The 23,681-nt window shown below is 70.1% G+C and carries 20 protein-coding genes; 8 read left to right on the forward strand and 12 right to left on the reverse strand.

Annotated elements, in window-relative coordinates:
- Positions 1-79: 79 nt before the first annotated feature.
- The 6 genes from ABZT04_RS19350 to ABZT04_RS19375 all read right to left on the reverse strand — a co-directional run bounded on the left by ABZT04_RS19350 (position 80) and on the right by ABZT04_RS19375 (position 7,217).
- Positions 80-1,858 (reverse strand): IucA/IucC family siderophore biosynthesis protein, encoded by a 1,779-nt coding sequence (locus ABZT04_RS19350; RefSeq protein WP_356057861.1) that lies wholly within the window; start codon positions 1,856-1,858, stop codon positions 80-82.
- Positions 1,855-2,421, reverse strand: coding sequence for a GNAT family N-acetyltransferase (locus tag ABZT04_RS19355; protein WP_356058080.1), 567 nt, complete (start codon positions 2,419-2,421; stop codon positions 1,855-1,857). The genes ABZT04_RS19350 and ABZT04_RS19355 overlap by 4 nt, the downstream gene beginning before the upstream one ends.
- Positions 2,422-2,426: 5 nt before the next feature.
- On the reverse strand, positions 2,427-3,710 hold the full coding sequence (locus ABZT04_RS19360; protein WP_356057862.1) for a SidA/IucD/PvdA family monooxygenase: 1,284 nt from the start codon (positions 3,708-3,710) through the stop codon (positions 2,427-2,429).
- Positions 3,694-5,136, reverse strand: coding sequence for a lysine decarboxylase DesA (desA, locus tag ABZT04_RS19365; RefSeq protein ID WP_356057864.1), 1,443 nt, complete (start codon positions 5,134-5,136; stop codon positions 3,694-3,696). Before desA ends, ABZT04_RS19360 begins: the two co-directional genes overlap by 17 nt.
- Positions 5,137-5,234: 98 nt before the next feature.
- The gene (locus ABZT04_RS19370; protein WP_356057865.1) at positions 5,235-6,056 is read right to left on the reverse strand and encodes a siderophore-interacting protein; all 822 of its coding nucleotides are present in this window, start codon (positions 6,054-6,056) and stop codon (positions 5,235-5,237) included.
- A gap of 111 nt (positions 6,057-6,167) precedes the next feature.
- On the reverse strand, positions 6,168-7,217 hold the full coding sequence (locus ABZT04_RS19375) for an ABC transporter substrate-binding protein (RefSeq protein ID WP_356057866.1): 1,050 nt from the start codon (positions 7,215-7,217) through the stop codon (positions 6,168-6,170).
- Between the two features lie 262 nt (positions 7,218-7,479).
- Between ABZT04_RS19375 and ABZT04_RS19380 the strand changes: the two genes are divergently transcribed.
- Both ABZT04_RS19380 and ABZT04_RS19385 read left to right on the forward strand, forming a co-directional pair.
- Complete coding sequence (locus ABZT04_RS19380; protein WP_356057868.1) at positions 7,480-8,586, forward strand: class 1 isoprenoid biosynthesis enzyme; 1,107 nt, start codon at positions 7,480-7,482, stop codon at positions 8,584-8,586.
- Entirely contained in the window at positions 8,583-9,218 is a 636-nt protein-coding gene (locus ABZT04_RS19385) for a biliverdin-producing heme oxygenase (RefSeq protein ID WP_356057869.1), read from the forward strand. Before ABZT04_RS19380 ends, ABZT04_RS19385 begins: the two co-directional genes overlap by 4 nt.
- A 6-nt stretch (positions 9,219-9,224) precedes the next feature.
- Here the strand turns inward: ABZT04_RS19385 and ABZT04_RS19390 are convergent, their stop codons facing one another.
- From ABZT04_RS19390 to ABZT04_RS19405, 4 genes are read right to left on the reverse strand one after another with little or no spacing between them, the layout of a single operon-like run.
- Complete coding sequence (locus ABZT04_RS19390) at positions 9,225-10,385, reverse strand: acyl-CoA dehydrogenase family protein (protein WP_356057870.1); 1,161 nt, start codon at positions 10,383-10,385, stop codon at positions 9,225-9,227.
- A 6-nt stretch (positions 10,386-10,391) separates the two neighbouring features.
- Positions 10,392-11,342: a hydroxymethylglutaryl-CoA lyase gene (locus ABZT04_RS19395; RefSeq protein ID WP_356057871.1), complete on the reverse strand. Its 951-nt coding sequence runs from the start codon at positions 11,340-11,342 to the stop codon at positions 10,392-10,394.
- Positions 11,339-13,348, reverse strand: a complete 2,010-nt coding sequence (locus ABZT04_RS19400) for a biotin carboxylase N-terminal domain-containing protein (protein ID WP_356057872.1) — start codon at positions 13,346-13,348, stop codon at positions 11,339-11,341. Before ABZT04_RS19400 ends, ABZT04_RS19395 begins: the two co-directional genes overlap by 4 nt.
- Before the next feature lie 14 nt (positions 13,349-13,362).
- On the reverse strand, positions 13,363-14,979 hold the full coding sequence (locus ABZT04_RS19405; protein WP_356057874.1) for a carboxyl transferase domain-containing protein: 1,617 nt from the start codon (positions 14,977-14,979) through the stop codon (positions 13,363-13,365).
- Positions 14,980-15,093: 114 nt separating this feature from the next.
- On the opposite strand from ABZT04_RS19405, the gene ABZT04_RS19410 reads away from it, so the two are divergent.
- The 5 genes from ABZT04_RS19410 to ABZT04_RS19430 all read left to right on the forward strand — a co-directional run bounded on the left by ABZT04_RS19410 (position 15,094) and on the right by ABZT04_RS19430 (position 19,716).
- Positions 15,094-15,693 carry a TetR/AcrR family transcriptional regulator gene (locus ABZT04_RS19410; RefSeq protein WP_356057875.1) on the forward strand — a complete coding sequence of 200 codons (600 nt, stop codon included), beginning with the start codon at positions 15,094-15,096 and terminating at the stop codon, positions 15,691-15,693.
- Between the two features lie 515 nt (positions 15,694-16,208).
- Positions 16,209-17,366: an acyl-CoA dehydrogenase family protein gene (locus tag ABZT04_RS19415; protein ID WP_355923575.1), complete on the forward strand. Its 1,158-nt coding sequence runs from the start codon at positions 16,209-16,211 to the stop codon at positions 17,364-17,366.
- A 36-nt stretch (positions 17,367-17,402) separates the two neighbouring features.
- Positions 17,403-18,275: an acyl-CoA thioesterase II gene (locus ABZT04_RS19420; protein WP_356057876.1), complete on the forward strand. Its 873-nt coding sequence runs from the start codon at positions 17,403-17,405 to the stop codon at positions 18,273-18,275.
- Positions 18,276-18,279: 4 nt separating this feature from the next.
- The gene (locus ABZT04_RS19425) at positions 18,280-19,287 is read left to right on the forward strand and encodes a cation diffusion facilitator family transporter (protein WP_356057878.1); all 1,008 of its coding nucleotides are present in this window, start codon (positions 18,280-18,282) and stop codon (positions 19,285-19,287) included.
- An 18-nt stretch (positions 19,288-19,305) separates the two neighbouring features.
- Complete coding sequence (locus ABZT04_RS19430) at positions 19,306-19,716, forward strand: hypothetical protein (RefSeq protein WP_356057879.1); 411 nt, start codon at positions 19,306-19,308, stop codon at positions 19,714-19,716.
- Between the two features lie 6 nt (positions 19,717-19,722).
- Here the strand turns inward: ABZT04_RS19430 and ABZT04_RS19435 are convergent, their stop codons facing one another.
- Together ABZT04_RS19435 and ABZT04_RS19440 are read right to left on the reverse strand one after the other, a co-directional pair.
- Positions 19,723-20,511, reverse strand: a complete 789-nt coding sequence (locus ABZT04_RS19435) for a phosphatase (RefSeq protein ID WP_356057880.1) — start codon at positions 20,509-20,511, stop codon at positions 19,723-19,725.
- An 80-nt stretch (positions 20,512-20,591) separates the two neighbouring features.
- Complete coding sequence (locus ABZT04_RS19440; protein ID WP_356057881.1) at positions 20,592-22,067, reverse strand: PucR family transcriptional regulator; 1,476 nt, start codon at positions 22,065-22,067, stop codon at positions 20,592-20,594.
- Positions 22,068-22,188: 121 nt separating this feature from the next.
- On the opposite strand from ABZT04_RS19440, the gene ABZT04_RS19445 reads away from it, so the two are divergent.
- Positions 22,189-23,646, forward strand: coding sequence for a sodium:solute symporter (locus tag ABZT04_RS19445; RefSeq protein WP_356057883.1), 1,458 nt, complete (start codon positions 22,189-22,191; stop codon positions 23,644-23,646).
- Positions 23,647-23,681: the final 35 nt, after the last annotated feature.

The raw sequence follows: 23,681 nt of genomic DNA on the forward strand, positions 1-23,681 counted from the left end.
TACGGGTTGCCGATGCCCGCGTTGACCACGATCTTCATCGCGCCGCCGACGTACTCCGGGGTGCCCGCCTGTCCGTGGGTCAGAACCCGGCGATGGGGTTCTTCAGGGTGCCGATGAGCTGGAGCGCGCCCGCCGGGTCCGCCAGGTCCACCATCTGCTGGTTGTTGCGCAGTTGGAGGCGGTTGAGGCAGGACAGGGAGAACTCGGGGGCGAACATGTCGTACTGCCGGAACGTGTCGGCGAGTTCGGGTGCCGCCTGCTGGTACTCCCGGGTGACGTCCGCGACCGTCCGCCAGAAGTCGTCCTCCGCCAGGACGCCGTCGGCGGCCAGGTTGGCGGCGAGGAAGCGGAAGAAGCAGTCGAAGACGTCGGTGAAGATCGACAGGAGCTTCTTGTCCTCGGGGACCTCGACCCGCAGCCGCTCCACGGTCGGCGGCAGCACCGCGTCCGGGTCCATGACGGCGATCTCCTCGGCGATGTCCTTGTAGATCGCGCGCTGGACGACACCGTCCTTCAGGACGAGGATGACGTTCTCGCCGTGCGGCATGAACACCAGGTCGTAGGCGTAGAAGCTGTGCAGCAGCGGGGTGAAGTACGCCCGCAGATAGCGGCGCAGCCACTCCGTCGGTGCCAGTCCCGACCGCTCGATCAGGGCGGCCGCGAAGGACGCGCCCTCATGGTCCAGGTGCACCAGCGAGGCCATCGTCGCCAGCGACTCGCCGTCCTGGAGCGAGGACACCGGGCTCTCGCGCCACAGGGCCGCGAGCATTTTGCGGTACGGCGAGTAGCGGTCGGTGGCGGCCTCGTACTCCAGGTGCCGGTAGCCGACGGCCGCCCGCTCACGGATGATCGACAGGCCGGTGGACTTCAACACCGGGTCGTTCTCGATGAGTTGGGCAAGCCAGTCGTTGATCGCCGGGGTCGCCTCCATGTAGGCGGCCGAAAGCCCCCGCATGAAGCCCATGTTGAGGACGGACAGGGCCGTCTTGACGTAGTGCTTCTCGGGGTTGGACTTGTTGAAGAAGGTCCGGATGGACTGCTGCGCGAGGTACTCGTCGTCTCCCTCGCCGAGGCAGACGAGGAGGCCGCGGGCGACCTCGGCGGCGAAGGTGACGGTGAGCTTGTTCCACCACTGCCAGGGGTGGACGGGAATGAGGAGGAAGTCGTCCGGGTCGTGACCCTGGTCGGTCAGGGTGGCGCGGAAGCGGTCCAGCGTGGCGCTGCCCAACTCGTCCTTGACGAACGACTCGTACTCGATCCCCACACCGGCCGTGAACGCGGCCCGTGAGCGGTGCGCGGCCAGCCACACGAGGCGGACCGGGCTCGCGGTCTCGGGGGCGTACGACAGGTACTCGTGGATGCCGAAGCCGAGCCGCCCGTTGTTGGCGACGAAGCAGGGGTGGCCCTCGGTCATCCCGGTCTCGATGGCCTGGAAGTCGCCGCGTACCAGCTCGGCGACCGGGAGCTGCGGCTTGGTGAGCTTGTAGCAGGTGCCGGAGAGGGTGGAGGAGATCTCCTCCAGGTAGACCGGCAGGATCTCCTCACTCAGCCCGAGGGCCTGCTTCAGCTCGATGAAGAAGTCCAGTGCCGCAAGGGGGAGTTCGGCGCCGTCGCGGACACGGGAGATGGAGTCGGCGTCGACCTGCCAGTGGTCCAGGGCGTGTCGGGTGGCGGTGAACCGGTAGCGGGTCAGACCGTCGTCGCTGCGGACGACGTACAAGTCGCCGTCCTTCTCCACCGGTTCGGGGGTGATCAGCCGCTCGTGCGCGAACTCGGCGAGGGCCTTGCGGATCAGCAGGCGGTTGGCCTTCTCCCAGCGCTCGGGGGAGAGATGGGCCACGGCGTCGGCGAGGCTCATGCGGACACCGCCGTAGCCATGAGGCTGTGCCTTTTAAAGAAGCGTTCCCTCGTGCAGAAGCTCAACAAGGCTATTTTCTCCGGCTTTTGGATCTCACGCTCGGGCACGAACCCGACCGTCTCGTTCAGTGCGTGTACGGCGGTGTTGGCCACGTCCGGTTCCACGACGACGCGTTGGACCGCCGGGTCCTCGAAGAGGTGGGCCATCACGGCGGTGATCACCGCGCGGGTGAAGCCGTGCACGGGCGCCTCGGTGGCCGGCGTCAGGAAGTGCATGCCGACATCGCCGGGCAACGGCTGGTACAGGCCGACCAGTTCGCGGTGGCGCGGGTCGTAGTACTCCATCAGGAAGGCGGGGACACCCTCCTCGTCGAGCCCGAGCAGCGCGTGGTGGTGCTCGTCGGCCGCGATCTCCATGTAGGCACGCTCGACGTCCTCCAGTTTCGCGTCCTGCATCATCCAGTACGCGGCTTTGGGGTGGGTGACCCACTGGTGCAGCAGCTCGGCGTCGCGCAGCGGGTCCAGGGGGCGGAAGGTGAAGCCCATACGGCTCATGCGGGTCATACGGCTCATACGGCGAACTCCTGGAACGCGATGGTCTGTTCGACCGGGTAGTACTCGGTGCCGAGCAGCTCACGGATGATGTACGAGTTGCGGTACGCGCCCATGCCCAGGTCCGGGGACGTGATGCTGTGCGCGTGGACGCCGGCGTTCTGGAGGAAGACGCCCCGGCCCGTGGTGTCGATCGAGTAGTTGCGCGCGATGTCGAAGTTGCCCTGGGAGTCGTAACGCAGCCGCTCGTGCACGGGCTTGAGGAACTCCGGCTCGGCGTACTTGTAGCCGGTGGCGAGGATCAGGCCCCGGGAGCGCAGGGTGTAGTCCTTCTCCTGCTCCTCCTGGCGCAGCCCCAGTTCGTAGACTCCGTCTCGGTAAGTGGCGCTGTTCAGCGAGGAGTTGGTGAGCAGCCGGGTGGGGACCGGGCCGCCGACCTTCTTCTGGTAGAGCAGGTCGAAGATGTCGTTGACGAGATCGCCGTCGATACCCTTGAACAGGCCCTTCTGCTCGGCCGTGAGGCGGTAGCGGGTCTGCTCCGGCAGCGCGTGGAAGTAGTCGATGTACTCCGGGGAGGTCATCTCCAGCGTGAGTTTGGTGTATTCGAGCGGGAAGAAGCGCGGGGAGCGCGTCACCCAGTTCAACTCGTAGCCGTGGACGTCGATTTCGCCGAGCAGGTCGTAGTAGATCTCGGCGGCGGACTGCCCGCTGCCGACGAGCGTGATCGACTCCTTGGCCTGCAACTCCGCTTTGTGGTGCACATAGCGGGAGTTGTGGATGAAGTCACCGCCCAGACCGGCCACGGCCTCCGGAAGATACGGCGGGGTGCCGGTACCCAGGACCAGATGCCGGGCATGGAAGACGTCACCGGCCTCGGTCTGTACGACGTAGACCTCGTCCCCTTCCTCGTACGTCACCTCGCTCACCGTCGTGCTGAAGCGCACGTTGGAGAGTTTGTCGGCCGCCCAGCGGCAGTAGTCGTCGTACTCGACCCGCAGCGGGTAGAAGTTCTCCCGGATGTAGAAGGGGTACAGACGCCCTTTCTCCTTCAGGTAGTTGAGGAAGGAGTACGGCGAGGTCGGGTCGGCGAGGGTGACCAGGTCCGACATGAACGGGGTCTGGAGGTGGGCGCCGTCGAGGAACATGCCGGCGTGCCACTCGAAGCCGGGCTTCGAGTCCAGGAAGATTCCGTCGAGTTCGAGGATCGGCTCGGTGAGACAGGCCAGGCCGAGGTTGAAGGGCCCGAGCCCGATGCCCACGAAGTCGTAGGTCTTGGTGGCGGGTTCAGGAAGCGCGGTCAAGGGACTCTCCCAGGTACTGCTCGGCGTGGCCGGCGATCAGGTCGAGGACGGCGGCGATGTCGTCGGTCGTCGTCTCGGGGTTGAGCAGGGTGAACTTCAGGTAGTGGCGGCCCGCGACCTTGGTGCCCGCGACCACCGCGTCACCGGAGGCGAACAGGGCCTTGCGGGCGTACAGGTTGGCGCGGTCGATCTCGGCCGGGTCGGTGACGTCGGCCGGGATGTAGCGGTAGACGAGGGTGGAGAGCGAGGGCTCCACGACCACGTCGAAGCGTGGGTCGGCGACGAGCAGCTTCCAGCCCTCCGCCGCCAAGTCGCAGACCTCGTCGAAGAGTTCGCCGATGCCGTCGGCGCCCATCACGCGCAGCGTCATCCACAGCTTGAGCGCGTCGAAGCGGCGGGTGGTCTGCAGGGACTTGTCGACCTGGTTGGGGATGCGCTCCTGCACCATGCGGCGCGGGTTGAGGTACTCCGCGTGGTAGGTCGCGTGGCGCAGGGTGTCGGCGTCGCGGACCAGGACGGCGGACGAACTCACCGGCTGGAAGAAGGACTTGTGGTAGTCGACGGTGACCGAGTCGGCGCGCTCGATGCCGTCGATCCGGCCCCGGTGCTTCAGCGAGGCGAGCAGACCGCAGCCGTAGGCCGCGTCCACGTGCATCCAGACCTCGAACTGCTCGCACAGCTCGGCTATTTCGGGCAGCGGGTCGATGGAGCCGAAGTCGGTGGTGCCGGCGGTGGCGACGACGGCCATGGGCACGAGACCAGAGGTCTTGCAGCGCTCCAACTCGCGGGCGAGGGCGACGGTCTGCATCCGCTTGTCGGCGCCGACCGGGATCGACACGACCGCGTCCTGGCCCAGGCCCAGCAGTTTCGCCGACTTCTTCACGCTGAAGTGGCTGACCTCGGAGGCGAAGATGCGCAGTTTGGCCAGGCTGTCGGTCTTCGACTCCTCGCGGGCCAGCAGCAGCGCCTGGAGATTGGACTGGCTGCCGCCGGAGGTGAACACCCCGTCCGCGTGCGGGCCGAGGCCGATGCGTTCGTTGGTCCAGTCGATCAGCTTGCGCTCGATGAGGGTGCCGCCGGCCGACTGGTCCCAGGTGTCCAGGGAGGAGTTGACGGCGGAGAGCACCGCCTCGCCGAGCACCGCGGGGATGACGACGGGGCAGTTGAGGTGGGCGAGGTAGCGGGGGTGGTGGAAGTAGATCGCGTCACGCAGGTAGACCTCGTCCAGCTCGTCGAGCACCGCGGCGGTGTCGTGCAGCGGGCGGTCGAGGTCGATGCGGTCGATGAGGGGGGAGAGGGTGTCGACCGTGACGCCGGTGAACGGTCGTTCGGTGGTGGCGAGTTTGGCCGCCACCCGCTCCACGCCTTCCGTCACGGAGCGGCGGTAGTGCTCCGCAGTCGTGTCATTGAGCAGGTGCGAGCGCATGTGGGGGTCCTCCGGTGGGGACGGGCTTAACTCAGGCAAGGCTAACCTAACTTAGATCTTCAGCATTCACCCCTCCCGTGACTGGTGTCACTCGCGCCTCACCCGACTTCGCGCAACTGCTCCTCGCTGAGCCCCTGCCGCCAGTACCCGACGAAGGTCACCCGGCGCCGGTCGATCCCGCGCTCACCCACGAAGTGCCGCCGTAGGGCCTTGACTTGACCGGACTCGCCCGCGATCCACACGTACGGCCGCTCGGCGGGCGGGAGTTGGGCCTCGCGCAGGGCGTCGAGGGTGGCAGGGGAATCACCCTCACGCACCAGCCAGGTGACTTCGGCGTCGGCCTCGGTCACCAGGTCCTGGATGTCACCGGCGTGCGCGACCTCCAGCCACAGCCGCGCACGGGTGCCCGCGGGCAGCGCTTCGAGGATGGCCGAGGCGGCCGGTACGGCGGTCTCGTCGGCCCAGACGACTACCAGATCGGTGTCCTCCGGCGGCCGGAACCGGATCGCCCGGTTGTCCGCGACCGCCGGCCCGAGCAGCACGACCCGGTCACCGGCGGACGCGCGCGAAGCCCAGCCGGAGGCCGGCCCCGCCGGTTCGTGCAGCACGAAGTCGATGTCGATCTCGTCGGGATCGCGGCGCAGGGCCCGGAGCGTGTACGAGCGCATCACCGCCCGTACCCCGTCCGGGAGTTCACGCCACGCCTGCCACCATCCGTCGCCCAGCTCGTAAGGCACGGCGGGCTCCGACTGCCCCGGATGCGGCAGGAACAACGACAGGGACTGATCGCACCCGTCGGAGAAGAAGTACGCCAGATCCTCCCCGGCGAAGGTCACCCGAACCAGAGACGGCCCGAGCCGCTCCGTCCGCACGACCTGAAGAGAGAAGAAACGGAAGGGGGCGGCGACGGCCGTGGTCATGGGGTTCCTTCCAAGAAACGGGAGGTGATCGCGCCCCCAAAGGGGCGCGGGGAACTGCGCGCCCAGCACCAGCTGGCCCGCAGCTCCCCACGAAGCTCAACTACCGGTATTTCAGCTGACCTTCTTCGCGCTCTCGATCGCCTTCGCCAGATCCTCAAGCAACGGCGCACACTTGTCGTACGACAGAATCGGCTCGGGATTACGGGCGATGACCTGCTTCGCCTTCACCGCGGGCAGCTTCTTCCACGTGCCCTCGGTGATGTCGGCGGGCTGGATCGCCGACGTGCGGTTGTCCATCATGATGATGTCCGCGCCGTACTTGTCGACGTTCTCCCAGCTCAGGTTCTCGAACCAGCCGCCGCTCGCCTTGAGGGCGGCCGCGGACGGCTCGACGAAGTTCACGCCGAGCGCCTTGTAGTACTCCAGGTCGATGGAGAGGTTGGAGCCGGAGACGTAGAAGATGTCCTGGCTCGCGGAACCCGCGAGGACCTTGATGTCCGGCTTGGCCTTCGCGGCGGCGCGCAGTCGGGCCGCCGCGTCCTCGAAGCGCTTCTTGGCCGCGGTGATGGTGGCCGAAGTGGTGTCCGCGCCAAGGGATTTGGCGAGTTCCAGCATGCGCGCGAGCGGGGTCGGGAGCTGGACGTCGTAGGCCGAGATGCCGACGGTCGGCGCGCCCACGGCGAGGATCTTCTTCTTCGACTCCTCGGGGACGTACCAGAGGGTGCCGACCGCGTCGAACATCGTGGTGATGAGGACGTCGGGGGAGAGGGCCGCGTACTTCTCGATGTTGAACTGGCCCCACTCGTTGCCGATGACCGTGACCTTGCCGATGTCCAGGTCGCCGGCCTGTACGTCGGCCTTGCCGCTCTTCAGCTCCGTCGGCCCGAAGACGCCCTTGGACTCGATGCCGTAGTCGTGCAGCGCGGCGGCGACACCGATGAAGGAGACGATGTTCGCGGGGGTCTTGTCGGTCTTCGCGGTCTGGCCGCGGTCGTCCTTGAAGGTCCAGGGGCCGGACTTGGCGGCCGTCGTCTCCTTGTCCGAGCCACCGCTTTTCGCGTCGTCGTCGCCGCAGGCCGCGAGCACGGCACCGAGACCGAGGGCGCCGCCCGCGGCGAGGATGCCGCGGCGGGAGAGGTGAGTGGCACGGGCGTTGGACATGTGTGGCTGCTTTCGAACAGGGCGGAGCGCCCGCCGGACAATTCGAAGGTAGGTTAGCCTAACCTCACTGAATGTCCAGTGGGTGGGGTGATCGTCGCCCCGTCTGTGGTCGCACTGTGCCGCCCCTGTGGGGGTATGTCTCACGCACTTTGGCTTTCAACCACCTTGTCCCGTCGGTCAGTTGTGATCATGCTCGGTCGTAGCGAGCCCTGCGCACTGATGTTCGGTGACCTTCGGAGGTGGAGTGGCTACCACGGTGGACATGACGGATGTGGAAGCGGTGGTGCGCGGTGACGCGGCACTGCTGGAGGACGACCTGGCCGAGTTCCTCGGCTCGCTGACCGCCCCGGCACGGGCGGCGGACTCCGTGTACGACGCGGCCCTGCGCCGCGCCCTCTACGAACCGGTCGCCGACGCCGTCGGATCCAAGGTCGGCCAGCAGGCACTGCCACCCGCCGCCGGAGCACCCGGCGGCCGGGCTCCGCTGCGTCCCTCGATGGTGTACTGGGCGTACCGCAACTACCGGGGGTTTCCCGACGAGCCGGCCGCCCGGGGCGACACGGCTCCCGAGCTGGCCGTCATTCGCCGTACGGCAGTTGCCGTAAGGATTCTGCTGAAGGCCGCGGTCGCCCTCGACGACATCCAGGACGGCAGCGACGTCCGCTACGGCGAACCCGCCCTCCACGCCACCCACGGCGCACCGCTCGCCCTCAACACCGGTGCCTGGCTGATCATGTCCGCGCTGCGGCACGCGGCCGACCCCGCCGTCGTGGACAGCCTGGTGCGCTCGGTCGGCAACGGCTTCACCGGGCAGGCCGTCGACCTGTCCTCGCGTACGGCGCTCACCCGGGGCGAGTTGACGGCCGCGCCGCGTGCCACCCGGGTCGACTTCTGGGAGTCGACGGCCGCCCTCAAGACCGGCACCCTGTTCTGGATGCCGCTCGACGCGGCGGTCGCCGGGCTGCGGGTGGTCGAGGACGACCGGCTGGCCCTGGACGGCGCGATGCGTCAACTGGGCCTCGCCAGCCAGTTGTTCAACGACCTGACCGACTTCGTGCCCGAACTCGGCGGTGCCAACACGCACGAGGACCTCGACGGCCTGGGCAACCGGGTCGTCCTGGAGCTGCTCGACGACGACGCACCGCCCGGCGAGGGCTTCGAGCGGTACGTGCTCGGACACCCGAAACTGGAACAGACGCTTCTCGCGCTCGCCGAGGAGGCCGTGGCCCTGAAGCGGGCCGCGAAGGACGCCGTTCACGGTGTGTGCCGTTCCGAGCGCAGTGCCGCCTACTTCGACGTGACGATCGAACGCAAGGGCCACCTCATCGACCGTCTGCTCGCGGCGGTCCGGCAGCGGAGCGGCGTATGACGGACACGACCACCCAGCGACTGAGGAAGGGCACCCGCGCCTGGCACGAGGCCCTGGAGGCCACCGGATTCGCCACCGCGATGCTCGCCGGGACTCTCCCGCTCGACCGGTACGTCGGCCAACTCGCCGCCTATCGGGTGGTGTTGCGAGCGCTGGAGACCGAACTCGCCCACACCGCCTGCCCGTGCGTCGGCTCGGTCTGGTCGCCGGACCTGTGCAAACTCCCGCTCGTCGAACGGGACCTGCGCCACTTCGCCGGCCTCGGCGCGACCCCCGAACCCTGCCCGGCAGCCGAGCGGTTCGCGGCGGAGATACGGCGCACGGCCGCCCTCGAACCCCGTGAACTCCTCGGCTACCTCTATGTGTTGGAGGGCTCCACTCTCGGTGCCCTGTTCCTGCTCGGGTACGTCACCCGGGCCTACCGGCTCACGGACGGGAACGGTGTGTCGTACTACGGCAGCGGCGACCGTGCCCGCTGGGCCGCCTTCGCCGAGCGCCTCGACCGGGCGCTCGGCGAAGGCGGCGTACAGGACCGCGTGCTGGCCGCCGCCGAACGGGCGTATCGCCATGTCGCCCTGATCTCGGCGGAGTTGTCGGCAGGCCTGAACAGTGAGGCCGCCGAACCGGTGTAGCCGACCTCAGGCCGGGAGTCCCAACTCGCGGGCGATCAGCATCCGTTGGACCTCGCTGGTGCCCTCGCCGATCTCCAGGATCTTGGAGTCGCGCCACATGCGGGCCACCGGGTACTCGTTCATGAAGCCGTAGCCGCCGTGCACCTGGGTGGCGTCGCGGGCGTTGTCGACGGCGATGGTGGAGGAGTACAGCTTGGCGAGGGCCGCCTCCTTCTTGAAGGGCTCGCCGGCCACCAGGCGGGAGGCCGCGTCGCGCCAGGCGAGGCGGGCGGTGTGGGCCTTCATCTCCATGTCGGCGATCTTGAACTGGATGGCCTGGTTGGCGCCGATCGGCCGCCCGAACGCGTGCCGCTCCTTGGCGTACCTCACCGACTCGTCGACACAGCCCTGCGCCAGACCGGTGGCCAGCGCCGCGATCGCGATGCGGCCCTCGTCCAGGATGCGCAGGAACTGGGCGTAGCCGCGCCCCTGTTCACCGAGCAGGTTCGCCGCCGGGACCCGGACGTCGGCGAAGGACAGCTCACGGGTGTCCGAGGCGTTCCAGCCGACCTTCGAGTACGGCGCCGCGACCGTGAAGCCGGGGGTCCCGGACGGCACGATGATCGACGAGATCAGCGGCTTGCCGCCGGGCCCCCGGCCGGTGACGGCGGTGACCGTCACCAGCCCGGTGATGTCCGTACCGGAGTTGGTGATGAAGCACTTGGAACCGTTGATCACCCATTCGTCGGTGTCCGGGTCCAGGCGGGCCGTCGTCCGGGTCGCGCCCGCGTCGGAGCCGCCGTCCGGCTCGGTCAGCCCGAAGGCGCCGAGGATCTCGCCGGAGCACAGCCGGGGCAGCCACTCGGCCTTCTGGGCGTCGGTGCCGAAGAGATGGATCGGCATCGCGCCCAGCGACACCCCGGCCTCCAGGGTGATCGCCACCGACGAGTCGACCCGGGCCAGCTCCTCGAGGACGAGGCCCAGCGCCAGATAGTCGCCGCCCATCCCGCCGTGCTCCTCGGGGAAGGGCAGCCCGAACAGGCCCATGCGGCCCATCTCGCGGACGATCTCGTACGGGAACTCGTGGCGCTCGTAGAAGTCGCCGATCTTCGGCGCCACGACGTCGTGCGCGAACTCCTCGACCGTACGGCGGAGTTCTTCGAGTTCGGGGGAGAGACGGTGGTCCATGGCGGGTCACTGCTCCTTGTGGGGCTGTGTCGTTTTGCCGAGTGCTCGGACGGTGCGGGACGGGCTGGGTCGGCCCAGTTGGTCGGCCATCCACACGCTGGTGGCGGTGAGACGGGCGAGGTCCACTCCGGAGTCGATGCCGAGACCCTGGAGCATCCACACCAGGTCCTCGGTGGCGAGGTTGCCGGTGGCGGACTTGGCGAACGGGCAGCCGCCGAGGCCGCCCGCGGAGGCGTCCACCGTGGTGACGCCGTGCTGGAGGGCGGCCAGGGTGTTGGCGAGGGCCTGGCCGTAGGTGTCGTGGAAGTGCACGCCCAACACATCGGTGGGGACGCGCTGTTCGTCGAGCGCGGCGAGGAGTGCGAGGACGTGTCCCGGGGTGGCCACCCCGATGGTGTCGCCGAGGCTCAGTTCGTCGCAGCCCATGTCGAGCAGGGCCCGGCAGACCCGGACCACCTGGGCGACGGGGACCGCGCCCTCCCAGGGGTCGCCGAAGCACATGGAGAGGTAGCCGCGCACATGGGCGCCCTCGTCCTTGGCGCGGGCCACGACCGGGGCGAACACGGCCAGCGATTCGTCCACCGTGCGGTTGAGGTTGGCCTTGGCGAAGGACTCGGTGGCGCTGGCGAAGACGGCGATACGGGTCGCCTTCAGGGACAGGGCCCGGTCGAGTCCGCGCTCGTTCGGTACGAGGACCGGGAGATGAACCCCCGGCAGATCGCGCACAAGCGGGAACAGCCGCTCGGCGTCGGCCAGTTGGGGTACCCACTTGGGGTGTACGAAGCTGGTGGCCTCGATGGTGGTCAGGCCCGCGTCGGCCAGTCGGCGGACGAACTCGGCCTTGACCTCGGTCGGCACGGTCGACTTCTCGTTCTGGAGTCCGTCACGGGCCCCGACCTCGTGGATACGCACCCGTGCGGGCAGGTCCGGAGCCGGTACGACCATGGGCAGAGTCATTCTTCCTCCTCGGCCGGGGCGATCACGGCGAGCACCTGGTCCATGGCGACCGTCGCGCCAGGGGTCACGTCCAGTTCGGCGACGGTGCCGGCGTGCGGTGCGGAGACGACGTGCTCCATCTTCATCGCCTCGACCACCAACAGGCTCTGTCCCGCGGTCACTTGATCGCCCACGGCGACCTTCACCACGGTCACCGTCCCCGGCATGGGCGCGGTGAGCGAATCGGCACCGGAGCGGTCGGCTCCGCTGAGCGAGGCGGCCACCGGGTCGTGGTCACGGACGTGCCAGGCGTCGCCGTCGCGGCCCAGCCAGATGCCGTCCGGCAGGGCGAGCGCGGTGAAGGAGTGGGTGAGGCCGTCCAGTTGGACGGTGAACCGGCCTTCGGGCCCGGGCCGCGGGGGCAGGCCCGCGGGCACCCTGAAGGGCTCGACCGCGCCGTCCGGAAGCACCTCGATCCCGCCGCCCTCCGGTGTGCTGCGCACGCGCACGGCCACCGGGTCGTGGCCCGCCACCCGTAGGTGGTGCGCCGTCCAGGCCCGCTCCCGGCCCAGCCGCCAGCCGTCCGTGGCGGCGAACGGGTCGGCCCAGCCGGAGCCGTGGTCCGGGGCGAGCGCGATCTGACGCAGCAGCGCCGCCGCCTCGTACACCTCCGCCGGCACCTCGTCCGACACCAGCGAGTCCGCCTCCCGCTCGACCAGCCCCGTGTCCAACTCGCCCGCCACGACCGCCGGATGGGCCAGCAGCCGCCGTAGAAAGCCTGCGTTCGTCGGCACGCCCAGCGTGACCGTGTCCGCGAGAGCCGCCCGGAGTTTCCTGAGCGCGGTCGCGCGGTCGGGGCCGTAGGCGATGACCTTGGAGAGCATCGGGTCGTAGAGGCTCCCGACCTCGGTGCCTTCGGAGAGCCCGGAGTCCGTGCGGACGCCGTCGCCCTGGGGCTCGCGGAGCATGACCACCGTGCCGCCGGACGGCAGGAACCCGCGAGATGGGTCTTCGGCGCAGATCCGTGCCTCCACCGCGTGCCCGGTCAGGGTGATGTCGTCCTGCGCGAAGGGGAGTCGCTCGCCCGCCGCCACCCGTAGCTGCCATTCCACGAGATCGAGTCCGGTCACCAACTCCGTCACCGGGTGCTCCACTTGGAGGCGGGTGTTCATCTCCATGAAGTAGTACGACGACGGGTCGCTCCCGGGGACGATGAACTCGACCGTGCCCGCGCCCGCGTACCCGCACGAGCGGGCCGCCTGGACAGCCGCCTCGCCCATCGCGGCGCGCGTGCCGGAGTCGAGGAGCACGCTCGGCGCCTCCTCCACGACCTTCTGGTGCCGCCGCTGCAAGGAGCACTCGCGCTCGCCGAGATGGACCACGTTGCCATGGCCGTCGGCCAGGATCTGGATCTCGATGTGCCGGGGGCGGTCGACCCAGCGTTCGACCAGGAGGGTGTCGTCACCGAAGGAGGCGCGGGCCTCGCGACGGGCGGCGGCGATCTCCTCCTCCAGGACGGTCAGGTCGCGGACCAGGCGCATGCCCTTGCCGCCGCCGCCCGCCGAGGGCTTGAGGAGGACGGGTGCGCCCAACTTGTGGGCCGCCTCGGCGAGTTCGGGGTCACGCCCGCCGGGGACGACCGGGACGCCGGCCGCCGCCACCGTCTCCTTGGCGCGGATCTTGTCGCCCATGAGGGCGATCGCGTCGGCCGGCGGTCCGATGAACACCAGCCCGGCGTCGGCGCACGCGCGCGCGAAGCCGGCGTTCTCGGCGAGGAAGCCGTAGCCCGGGTGGACGGCCTGCGCGCCCGTGCGGGCCGCCGCCTCCAGCAGCCGCTCCACCGACAGGTAGCTCTCGGCCGCGGGGGAGGGACCGATCCGCACCGCCGTGTCGGCCTCCCGGACGTGCCGGGCGTCCGCGTCCGCGTCGGAGAAGACGGCCACCGAGCGCACACCGAGCGAGCGCAGGGTGCGGATCACGCGGACCGCGATCTCGCCCCGGTTGGCCACAAGGACTGTCTCGAACATCTCGGGCACCCTCATCACATCCGGAAGACGCCGAACTGGGGGTCGCCCAGCGGCGCGTTGGCACAGGCGGTCAGGGCCAGACCCAGCACCTGGCGGGTCTCCAGGGGGTCGATGACCCCGTCGTCCCAGAGCCGGGCGGTGGCGTAGTAGGCGTTGCCCTGGCGCTCGTACTGCTGCCGGATCGGGTCCTTGAAGGCGTCCTCGTCCTCGGCGGGCCACTCCGCGCCGCGCGCCTCCAACTGGTCCCGCTTCACGGTCGCGAGAACCGACGCGGCCTGCTCGCCGCCCATCACGGAGATCTTGGCGCCGGGCCACATCCACAGGAAGCGCGGCGAGTACGCCCGGCCGCACATCGAGTAGTTGCCCGCGCCGTAGGACCCGCCGACCACCACGGTCAGCTTGGGCACGCGCGCGCAGGCGACGGCGGTGACCATCTTGGCGCCGTGCTTGGCGATGCCACCCGCCTCGTAGTCCTTGCCGACCATGAACCCCGAGATGTTCTGCAGGAACACCAGGGGGATGCCGCGCTGGTCGCACAGCTCGATGAAGTGGGCGCCCTTCTGGGCGGATTCGGAGAACAGGATGCCGTTGTTGGCGACGATGCCGACCGGGTGGCCGTGGATCCGGGCGAAGCCGGTGACCAGGGTCTGCCCGAACTCGGCCTTGAACTCCGCGAACCGCGAACCGTCCACCACGCGCGCGATGATCTCCCGCACGTCGTACGGGGTACGGGAGTCGACCGGGACCGCGCCGTAGATCCCGTACGGGTCGACCTTCGGCTCGACCGCCTCCGTGACCTCCCAGGGCAGCGGCCCGCGCGCGGGGAGGGTGGCGGCGATGTTCCGGACGATCCGCAGGGCGTGCGCGTCGTCCTCCGCGAGATGGTCGGTGACACCCGACACGCGTGCGTGCACCTCGCCGCCGCCCAGCTCCTCGGCGGTGACGACCTCGCCGGTGGCGGCCTTCACCAGGGGCGGGCCGCCCAGGAAGATCGTCCCCTGGTTGCGCACGATGACGGCCTCGTCGCTCATCGCCGGAACGTAGGCGCCGCCGGCGGTGCAGGACCCCAGCACGGCGGCGATCTGCGGAATCCCCGCCCCCGACATCCGGGCCTGGTTGTAGAAGATCCGCCCGAAGTGCTCGCGGTCCGGGAACACCTCGTCCTGCATGGGCAGGAACGCGCCCCCGGAGTCGACGAGGTAGACACAGGGGAGGCGGTTCTCGAGGGCGATCTCCTGGGCGCGCAGATGCTTCTTCACGGTCATCGGGTAGTACGTCCCGCCCTTGACCGTGGCGTCGTTGGCGACGATCACGCACTCCCGGCCGCTCACCCGGCCGATCCCGGCGATCACACCGGCGGCCGGGGCGGCCCCGTCGTACATCCCGTCGGCGGCGAGGGGCGCCAGCTCCAGGAAGGGCGAGCCGGGGTCGAGGAGCGTGTCCACCCGGTCCCTGGGGAGCAGCTTGCCGCGCGCGGTGTGGCGGTCCCGGGCCCGCTCACCGCCGCCGAGCCGGGCCGCGGCCAGCTTCCGCCGCAGCTCCTCGCCCAGCGCGCGGTGCGCCGCCTCGTTGGCCCGCCACGCCTCCGACGCGGGGTCTGCCGCGCTCGTCAGCTCCGGTGCCTCGTGCATTACGCGTCCCCTCGCACAACGTTCGACTGCTATCGGCTGCCATCGACTGTTAATGAGCGTTAACCATTTCCTTCAGGTTAACGACCGCTAACCTCCCTGTCTAGAATTACTTCCATGACCACGAGAACCGACGCCCCCACCCGCCGCGAGCAGATCCTCAAGGAGGCCGCGCGGCTCTTCGCCGAGCGGGGTTTCCACGGCGTCGGGGTGGACGAGATAGGCGCCGCGGTCGGCATCAGCGGACCCGGCCTCTACCGGCACTTTCCCGGCAAGGACGCGATGCTCGCCGAGCTGCTGGTCGGCATCAGCGGCCAACTGCTGACAGGGGCGAAGCGGCGACTGGCGGAGGCCGACGGCGGCTCGCCGGAGACGGTCCTGGACTCCCTGATCGAGGGCCACATCGACTTCGCCCTCGACGACCGCCCCCTGATCACCCTCCACGACCGCGAGCTCGACCGCCTGCGCGACTCCGACCGCAAGCTGGTGCGCCAGCTCCAGCGGCAGTACGTGGAGCTGTGGGTGGAGGTCGTCCGCGAGCTGTACCCGGACCTGACCGAGCCCAGCGCGCGATCGGCGGTCCACTCGGTGTTCGGCCTCCTCAACTCGACTCCGCATCTGGGGAGGGCGGGGGCGTTGCCTGGGCGGGGGGCTACGGCGGAGTTGCTGCATCGGATGGCTCGGGGGGCGCTGGGGGCGGCGGCTTCGGGTGGGTGAGGGGGCGGGTGTCGGGGGGTGCGGGACCCGGGGGGTTTGGGGCTGGGCGGGTGCGGGGTCTTGTTGAGTCGAGCGCCTTCGGGGGGTGGGTGTCGGCGGGATCTGGGTGTCGCCGGTGGTCGTGGTGTCGTCGGGGTTCGGGGCGGAGTCTGGTGGAGGGGCCGCTTGGCGTGCCGAGTCGGGTGGGTGGGCATCGGCGGGTGCGGGACGCGGCGGGAGCCGCGCGCCGTCGGCGGTTGAGTGCTTGCGGGAGCGGAGTGCCGGGGGATCCGAGCGCTGTCGGGGGACTGGGCGCTGTTGGGAACTGGGCGTCGCCGGAGGCCGTGGAGTCCTCGGGGTCCGGGGCGGAGCCCCGTGTCAGGGCCGCTTGGCCTACCGAGTCGGGTGGTGGGTGGGCCAAGCGGCGTGACGAGCGTTACGTGCCCGATCAGCTGGACGCTCCCCCTACTCGCCGGTACCGTGATGTTCTGAGCAAGCGCTTAGACATGGACCCTGGGTAGCTGGAGGTGGCGGCGGTGCGCCGTACGGTGTTTGACGAGGACCACGAGGCGTTCCGGGAGACCATCCGGGCCTTCATCGAGGCCGAGGTCGTTCCGGTCTACGACGAGTGGTTCGCCGCCGGCCAGGCGCCGCGCGAGTTCTACTACAAGCTCGCCGAGCTGGGCGTCTTCGGTATCCGCGTCGACGAGGAGTACGGCGGCGCGGGCATCGACTCGTACAAGTTCGAGGCCGTCCTCTACGAGGAGACCGCCCGCGCGGGTGTCTCCTTCGGCGGCTCCGGTGTGCACGTGCTGCTCGGCCTGCCCTACATCAAGCTGCTCGCCACCGACGAGCAGAAGAAGCGTTTCCTTCCGAAGTTCGTCTCCGGCGAGGAGATGTGGGCCATCGCGATGACCGAGCCGGGCACCGGCTCCGACCTCGCCGGCATGAAGACCACCGCCAAGCTCTCCGAGGACGGCACGCACTACGTCCTCAACGGCGCCAAGACCTTCATCACGGGCGGCGTCCACGCCGACCGCATGATCGTCTGCGCCCGCACCTCCGCGCCCACCAAGGAGGACCGCCGCCACGGCATCTCCCTCTTCGTGGTGGACACGAAGGCGGAGGGGTACTCCGTCGGCCGGAAGCTGGACAAGCTCGGGCTCAAGACCTCCGACACCGCCGAGCTGGCGTTCGTCGACGTCAAGGTCCCCGTCGAGGACCTCCTCGGCGAGGAGAACAAGGGCTTCTACTACCTCGGCCACAACCTCGCCTCCGAGCGCTGGGGCATCGCCTTCGGCGCCTACGCGCAGGCCAAGGCCGCCGTCCGGTTCGCCAAGCAGTACGTCCAGGACCGCGTCGTCTTCGGCCAGCCCGTCGCCGCGTTCCAGAACACCAAGTTCGAACTGGCCGCCTGCCAGGCCGAGGTGGACGCGGCCGAGGCCGTCGTCGACCGTGCGACCGAGGCCCTGGACGCCGGTGAGCTGACCCCCGCCGAGGCCGCCAGCGCCAAGCTGTTCACCACCGAGGTCGCCCACCGCGTCATCGACCGCTGCCTCCAGCTCCACGGCGGCTACGGCTTCATGAACGAGTACCCGATAGCCCGCCTGTACGCGGACAACCGCGTCAACCGCATCTACGGCGGCACCAGCGAGATCATGAAGACGATCATCGCGAAGGACATGGGCCTGTAAGGTCCCCGCAATTACCGCCCAGTACAACTGGACACCATGAACGAGGCACTACAGGATCTCCTCGATCTGCTCGACCTCGAGCAGATCGAGGAGAACATCTTCCGCGGCAGCTCCCGCTCCGCCGTCGTCCCCCGCGTCTTCGGCGGACAGGTCGCGGCGCAGGCCCTGGTCGCCGCCGGGCGCACGGTCCCCGCCGACCGCTACGCCCACTCCCTGCACGCGTACTTCCTGCGGCTGGGCGACCCGGGCGCGCCCATCGTCTACAACGTCGAGCGCATCCGCGACGGCCGCTCCTTCACCACCCGCCGCGTGGTCGCCGTCCAGCACGGCCGGCCGATCTTCACGTTGTCGGCGTCCTTCCAGGCATACGAGGAAGGCCTCGACCACCAGACCCCCATGCCGCCCGCTCCCGACCCGGAGTCGGTCCCCACGGGGCAGGAACGCCTGCTCGGCTACGACCACCTCGACCCGGGGATCGTTGAACGATTCCTGGAGGCCCGTCAGGCGATCGATCTGCGGTATGTCGACGACCCGCCGTACGGCAGGTTCGGCGAGCCGCGCGAGCCGCACTCCCAGGTCTGGTTCCGTACCAACGGCAAGCTGGTGGACGACCCGCTCCTGCATGTCGTCCTCGCGACATACGTCTCCGACATGACGCTCCTCGACTCGATCCTCCTCGCGCACGGCCGCGGCGGCTGGGCCGTCGGAGATGTCGTCGGGGCCTCGCTCGACCACGCGATGTGGTTCCACCGGCCCTTCCGCGCGGACGAGTGGCTCCTCTACGACCAGGAGTCGCCGTCGGCGTACGGCGGACGCGGGCTCGGCCAGGCCCGGATCTACACCCAGGACGGCCAACTCGCCGTCTCCGTCATCCAGGAGGGCGTGGTCCGGGTCCCTCGGGAAGACTGAGGGCATGACGGAACCAGAGGCGACACGGGAGACACAGGGGCCACCGGAGACGCAGGACAGCGACGGCGGCGGCGAGTCCACCTTCACGGTGATCGTCGCCGCCGTCGCCAACCTGGGGATCGCGCTGGCCAAGGCGGTCGCCGGTGTCATCAGCGGCTCCAGCGCGATGCTCTCCGAGGCCGCGCACTCGGTCGCCGACACGGTCACCGAACTCCTCCTGCTGACCGCCCTCAAACGCAGCGCGAAACCCGCCGACGAGGAACACCCCCTCGGCTACGGCCCCGAGCGCTACATCTGGGCGATGCTCGCCGCCGTCGCCACCTTCGTCGGCGGTGCGGTCTTCTCGATCTACGACGGCGTCCACACCCTGGCCGCCGGCGAGGATCTCGGCGATCCGCTCATCTCCTACATCGTGCTCGGTGTCGCCTTCCTCCTGGAGGGCTACTCCCTGCGCACCGGCCTGCGTCAGGCGCGCGGCGAGGCCGCCCGCCTCGACGCCTCCTTCAAGCGCTACCTCCGCTACACCCCCGACACCGCGGTGAAGGCCGTCGTCCTGGAGGACTCGGCCGCCCTCGTCGGCCTCGTCCTCGCGGCCGGCGGCCTGCTCGGCGGACAGCTCACGGGGTCCGGCGTCTGGGACGGCATCGCGTCCCTCTGCATCGGCGCGCTGCTCCTCTACGTCGCCTGGGTGCTGGGCCGCTCCAACGCCGAACTCCTCATCGGCCGTCCGCTGCCCAAGGCCATGCGGGACCGTATCCGCGAGGAACTCCTCGCCGTCCAACACATCGAAGCCGTACTGGAGTTGACGACCCTCGTGCAGGGCCCGCGCGAAGCACTGGTCGCCGCGAAAGTCGACTTCCGGGACGTGTCCACGGCCGCCCAGATCGAGTGGGCCTGCGAACAGGCCGAACAGCGCCTGCGGGAGGCGTTCCCGGCGGTGAACCGGGTGTATCTGGACCCGACACCGGGGTATGCGCAGCGGCGCGCGGAAGGCCTCAACCCCTGGCCGTGAGACGGCTACGCTCGTGAGGTGGCCGATGAGAAGGACAGCCCGAACAGCTCGGTCCCGCGCCGCAGTTGGAGCCCGGTGGCGGACACCGTCCTGCTGGAACTCGTCGGCCTCGCCATCTGCGGGATCGCCGCCCTGGTGGGGTGGCCGTTCGGATGGCTGCCCGACCCCGCTCTCGTCGCCGCCATGGCGGGCCTGATCGCGGCCGGTCCCGCGGCCGAGCTGTACCGGGCGGGGCCGCGCCGCCCACGTGCCGCCGTCGCCGCACTCCTCGCGCTGGTCACGGTGATGATGCTCGGGGCCGCGGCGACGAACTGGGCCGTTCCGGCGCTCGGCGACCCGGACCTCGGCATCCTCGTCGGCTTCCTGCTCGGGATGCCCGCCGCCGTGGCCGTGCTGGTCCGGCTCCTCGGCCGGACGGACGTGGCGTGACGCGGCCTACGCCAGCCCCGCCTCCGCCAGCAGATACGCCGTCATCGGGTCGTAGTAACGGGGGCTGACCACATGGTCGTCGAGGGGGACCGTCACCTGGACGGTGCCCTCCGACTCGGCGAGGAAGAGCGCGGGGTCGTTGCTGTCGGCGTAGCCGACGGAGTCGACGCCGTGGCGGCCCGCGTAGCCCGCCCAGCCGTGGTCGGCGACGACCAGGTCGGGGAGCGGGCGACCCTCGCGCTCCAGGGCGGTGAGGATCGCCTTCATCGGCTCGCCGGAGTGGGTGTGCCAGAGCGTGGCGCCGTGCTCCAGGACTGCCACGTCCGCGAACTGCATGACGTACCCCTCCTCCGTCTGCAGCCCCTCCGGGATCACCACGATCTCGCAGCCGGCCGTGCGCAGCGCGGCCGCCGTGGAGTGGTGCACGTCGAGCAGGCCGCCCGGGTGGCCGGTGGCGAACAGCACCCGCTGCTGCCCGTCGGCCGCCTTGCGCAGCCGTGCGGCGAGGCGGTCGAGCCCGGCGACGGTCAGCTCGGGGTCGATGGTGTCCTGGCCGTAGCGGTACTCGGGGTCGTCGTTCACCCCCACGCGCTCCGCCATCACCGCGAGCACGTCCTGCTCGTCGGTCCAGCGGTCGCCGAGTTCCAGGCCCAGCCAGTAGTGGCGGTCGCCGTTCGCCAGCTTGCGGTAGTGGGAGAGGTTGTTCTCGCGGGGTGTGGCCACGTCGCCCGCGATACGGGTCCTCACAAGGTGGTCGACGAGCTCGGCGCGGCTGGGTGTCCCGGGTATCGGCATGCTTCCCATTGTGGAGCAGAGCGCTGTGCCGGTGCCCGACGTCCCGAACGCTGGGATGTGGATCACTTACTGCCGGTCGCTCACACGTGACGCAGGCCGAACCACAGCTCCATCCGTACGTCCGGATCGTCCAGGTCCGCGTCCAGCAGCGCCCCGCACCGGGCGATCCGCTGCCGCACCGTGTTGCGGTGCACGGCCAGCGCGACCGCCGTACGGTCCCAACTCCCGTGCAGGGAGAGCCAGGTGCGCAGGGTCTCGGTGAGCGCGGGGTTCCCGGCGATCGGGGCCAGGAGCGTGCGGGCGTGTGCCTCCGCCTCTTCGTGCGGGACCAGTCCGGCGAGGCCGGGGCGGCCGGACGCGCCGTGCCGGACCAGCGGGGCGCGGGTCGCGCGGGCGCGGGCCAGCGCGCGGGCCGCCTGGGTGTCGGCGGCGGGCCAGTCCCGCGGGCCTGCGGCGGCGCTGACCCCGAGCGTCCAGCCGGGTTGCGGGGCGGGGGCGCGATCGGCGGGCACCAGGACCCGTACGACATCCCGCCCCAGGTCGATCAGCGCGGACCTGAGCGCGGCACCCAGCGCGGACGCGGCGACGGGGTCGGGCGCGTGCCCGTCCGGTCGTGCGTGCACGACGGTCCACCGGTCCCCGCCGAGCAGCACCGCGACGTCCTCGGGCGGGGCGCCCAGCAGCAGTCGTACGAGAGCGGAGGAGCGGTCCGCTCCCGTGCGGCTCTGGTGTTCGCCGGTGAGGAGGGAGAGCAGGACGGCGGCGACGGAGGCGATGGTGTGGTCACCCTGGTCGCGGTGGGGTGCGGCGACCCCGAGGACGAAGCCCTGACCGGTGCCGAGGGCGTAGGCGGCGAGATGCGCGCCGGGGACGGTGTCGGTGGCGGAGGTGGGGGATGTGGAGGAGGGCGTCGTTCCGGTGGGGCGGACCACTCGTGCAAGACCCGCCAGCGCCTCCGTCCCCGCCGCGTCCCTCCCCGCCGCCGCGATCTCGGTGCCGTCCGGCCCGAACAGCACGGCCCGGCCGCCGACCCGCTGGGCGAGCTGCCGTAGCACCGAGGTGACCGGATCGGGGCGGGAGGCCGCCGCCGTCAGGCTCTGCTGGGCCTCGGTGACGCGGCGGAGTTCGGCGAGGCGGGCCTGTGCCATCAGTTGCCAGACCGCGCGGGCCACGGCGGAGAAGGTGGTGCGGGGCGGGACCTCGACGAGCGGGAGGTCGTAGTGGTCGCAGGCGGCGACCAGGGCCCGGGGCACGGTGTCGTGGACGGGCGCGAGACCGAAGCCGAGTGCCACACCGCCCGCCGCGACGATCCGGGAGACGTAGTCGGCGAAGTACGTGCCCGAGCCGGCCGCCTCCGGGATGTGCACGCCGGCCGTCAACAGCAGCTCGCCGCCCAGCAGATACGGATACGGGTCGTGCATCTCCGACGTGTGCGCCCAGTGGATGACGGTGTCGAGGTCGGTCGGGCCCGCGATCTGCCGCAGCCCCAGGTCCTCGCGGGCCAGGAGCGCGGCGAGGGGCACGGGCGGTGTGGGCGGAACGGCGAGGTCCGGCATGGTGGACGTTTCCTCCATCATCTCGGGCTCGGATGGATGAAACGTACACTTCGCAGTCGCTTTCCGGCCACCTACTGTCGGTCCGGACCGGAAGCGACCGCGCGCTCAAGGAGGCCCCGCCATGGCCGTCGACTACACCGTCATCGTCGTCTATCTGGCCGGCATGCTGGCCATGGGCTGGTGGGGCATGCGCCGCGCCAGGTCCAAGAGCGACTTCCTGGTTGCGGGCCGACGCCTGGGCCCCGTCATGTACTCCGGCACCATGGCCGCCATCGTCCTGGGCGGCGCGTCCACCATCGGCGGGGTGGGCCTCGGCTACCAGTACGGGCTGTCCGGCGCCTGGATGGTCTTCACCATCGGCCTCGGTCTGCTGGCTCTCTCCATCTTCTTCTCGGCCCGCATCGCCCGCCTCAAGGTGTACACGGTCTCCGAGATGCTCGACCTGCGCTACGGCGGCCGGGCGGGCGTGATCTCCGGCATCGTCATGTGGGCGTACACCCTCATGCTCGCCGTCACCTCGACCATCGCCTACGCCACGATCTTCGACGTCCTCTTCGACATGAACCGGACCCTCGCGATCGTCCTCGGCGGCTCGATCGTCGTCGCCTACTCGACGCTCGGCGGCATGTGGTCGATCACGCTGACGGACATGGTCCAGTTCGTGGTGAAGACGATCGGCGTGCTCCTGCTCCTGCTGCCCATCGCGGTCGTCAGGGCCGGCGGGTTCGGCGAGATGAAGGCGAAGCTGCCCACCGGGTACTTCGACCCGCTGGGCATCGGCGGCGAGACGATCTTCACCTATGTCCTGATCTATACGTTCGGCATGCTCATCGGCCAGGACATCTGGCAGCGCGTGTTCACCGCCGGCAGCGACAGGACGGCCCGCTGGGGCGGCACCGTCGCCGGCACCTACTGCCTCGTCTACGCCCTCGCCGGCGCCGTCATCGGCACCGCGGCCAAGGTCCTCTACCCGAACCTCGGCAGCCCGGACGACGCCTTCGCGACCATCGTCAAGGACGAACTCCCGGTCGGCGTACGGGGGTTGGTGCTCGCCGCCGCCCTGGCCGCCGTGATGTCGACCTCCTCCGGCGCGCTGATCGCCTGCGCCACCGTCGCCAACAACGACATCTGGTCGCGGTTGCGCGGGCGGACCTCGTCCGGTGAGCACGACGAGATCCGGGGCAACCGCGCCTTCATCCTGGTCATGGGCGTGGCGGTGATCGGCACGGCGATCGCGCTGAACAACGTCGTCGAGGCCCTCACCGTCGCCTACGACCTCCTCGTCGGCGGCCTTCTCGTCCCGATCCTCGGCGGCCTGCTGTGGAAGCGCGGCACCGCACAGGGCGCACTCGCCTCCGTCGTCGTCGGCGGTCTCGCGGTGGTCGGCCTGATGGCGACCTACGGCATCCTCGCCAACGAACCTGTGTACTACGGCCTGTTGCTGTCCCTGGCCGCCTATGTGACCGTCTCTCTCGCCACCCCCGCGACCGACGCGGCCGTACTCGCCGCCTGGCGGGACCGTCTCGCCGGACGCGGTGCGCCCGAACTCGCGTCCGAACCGGTCGCCGTCCACCAGTAAAGTCGTAGCCATACGCACAAAGAAGCCCATACGCG

This window comes from Streptomyces sp. NPDC005492, assembly GCF_040605995.1.
Lineage (GTDB): Bacteria > Actinomycetota > Actinomycetes > Streptomycetales > Streptomycetaceae > Streptomyces.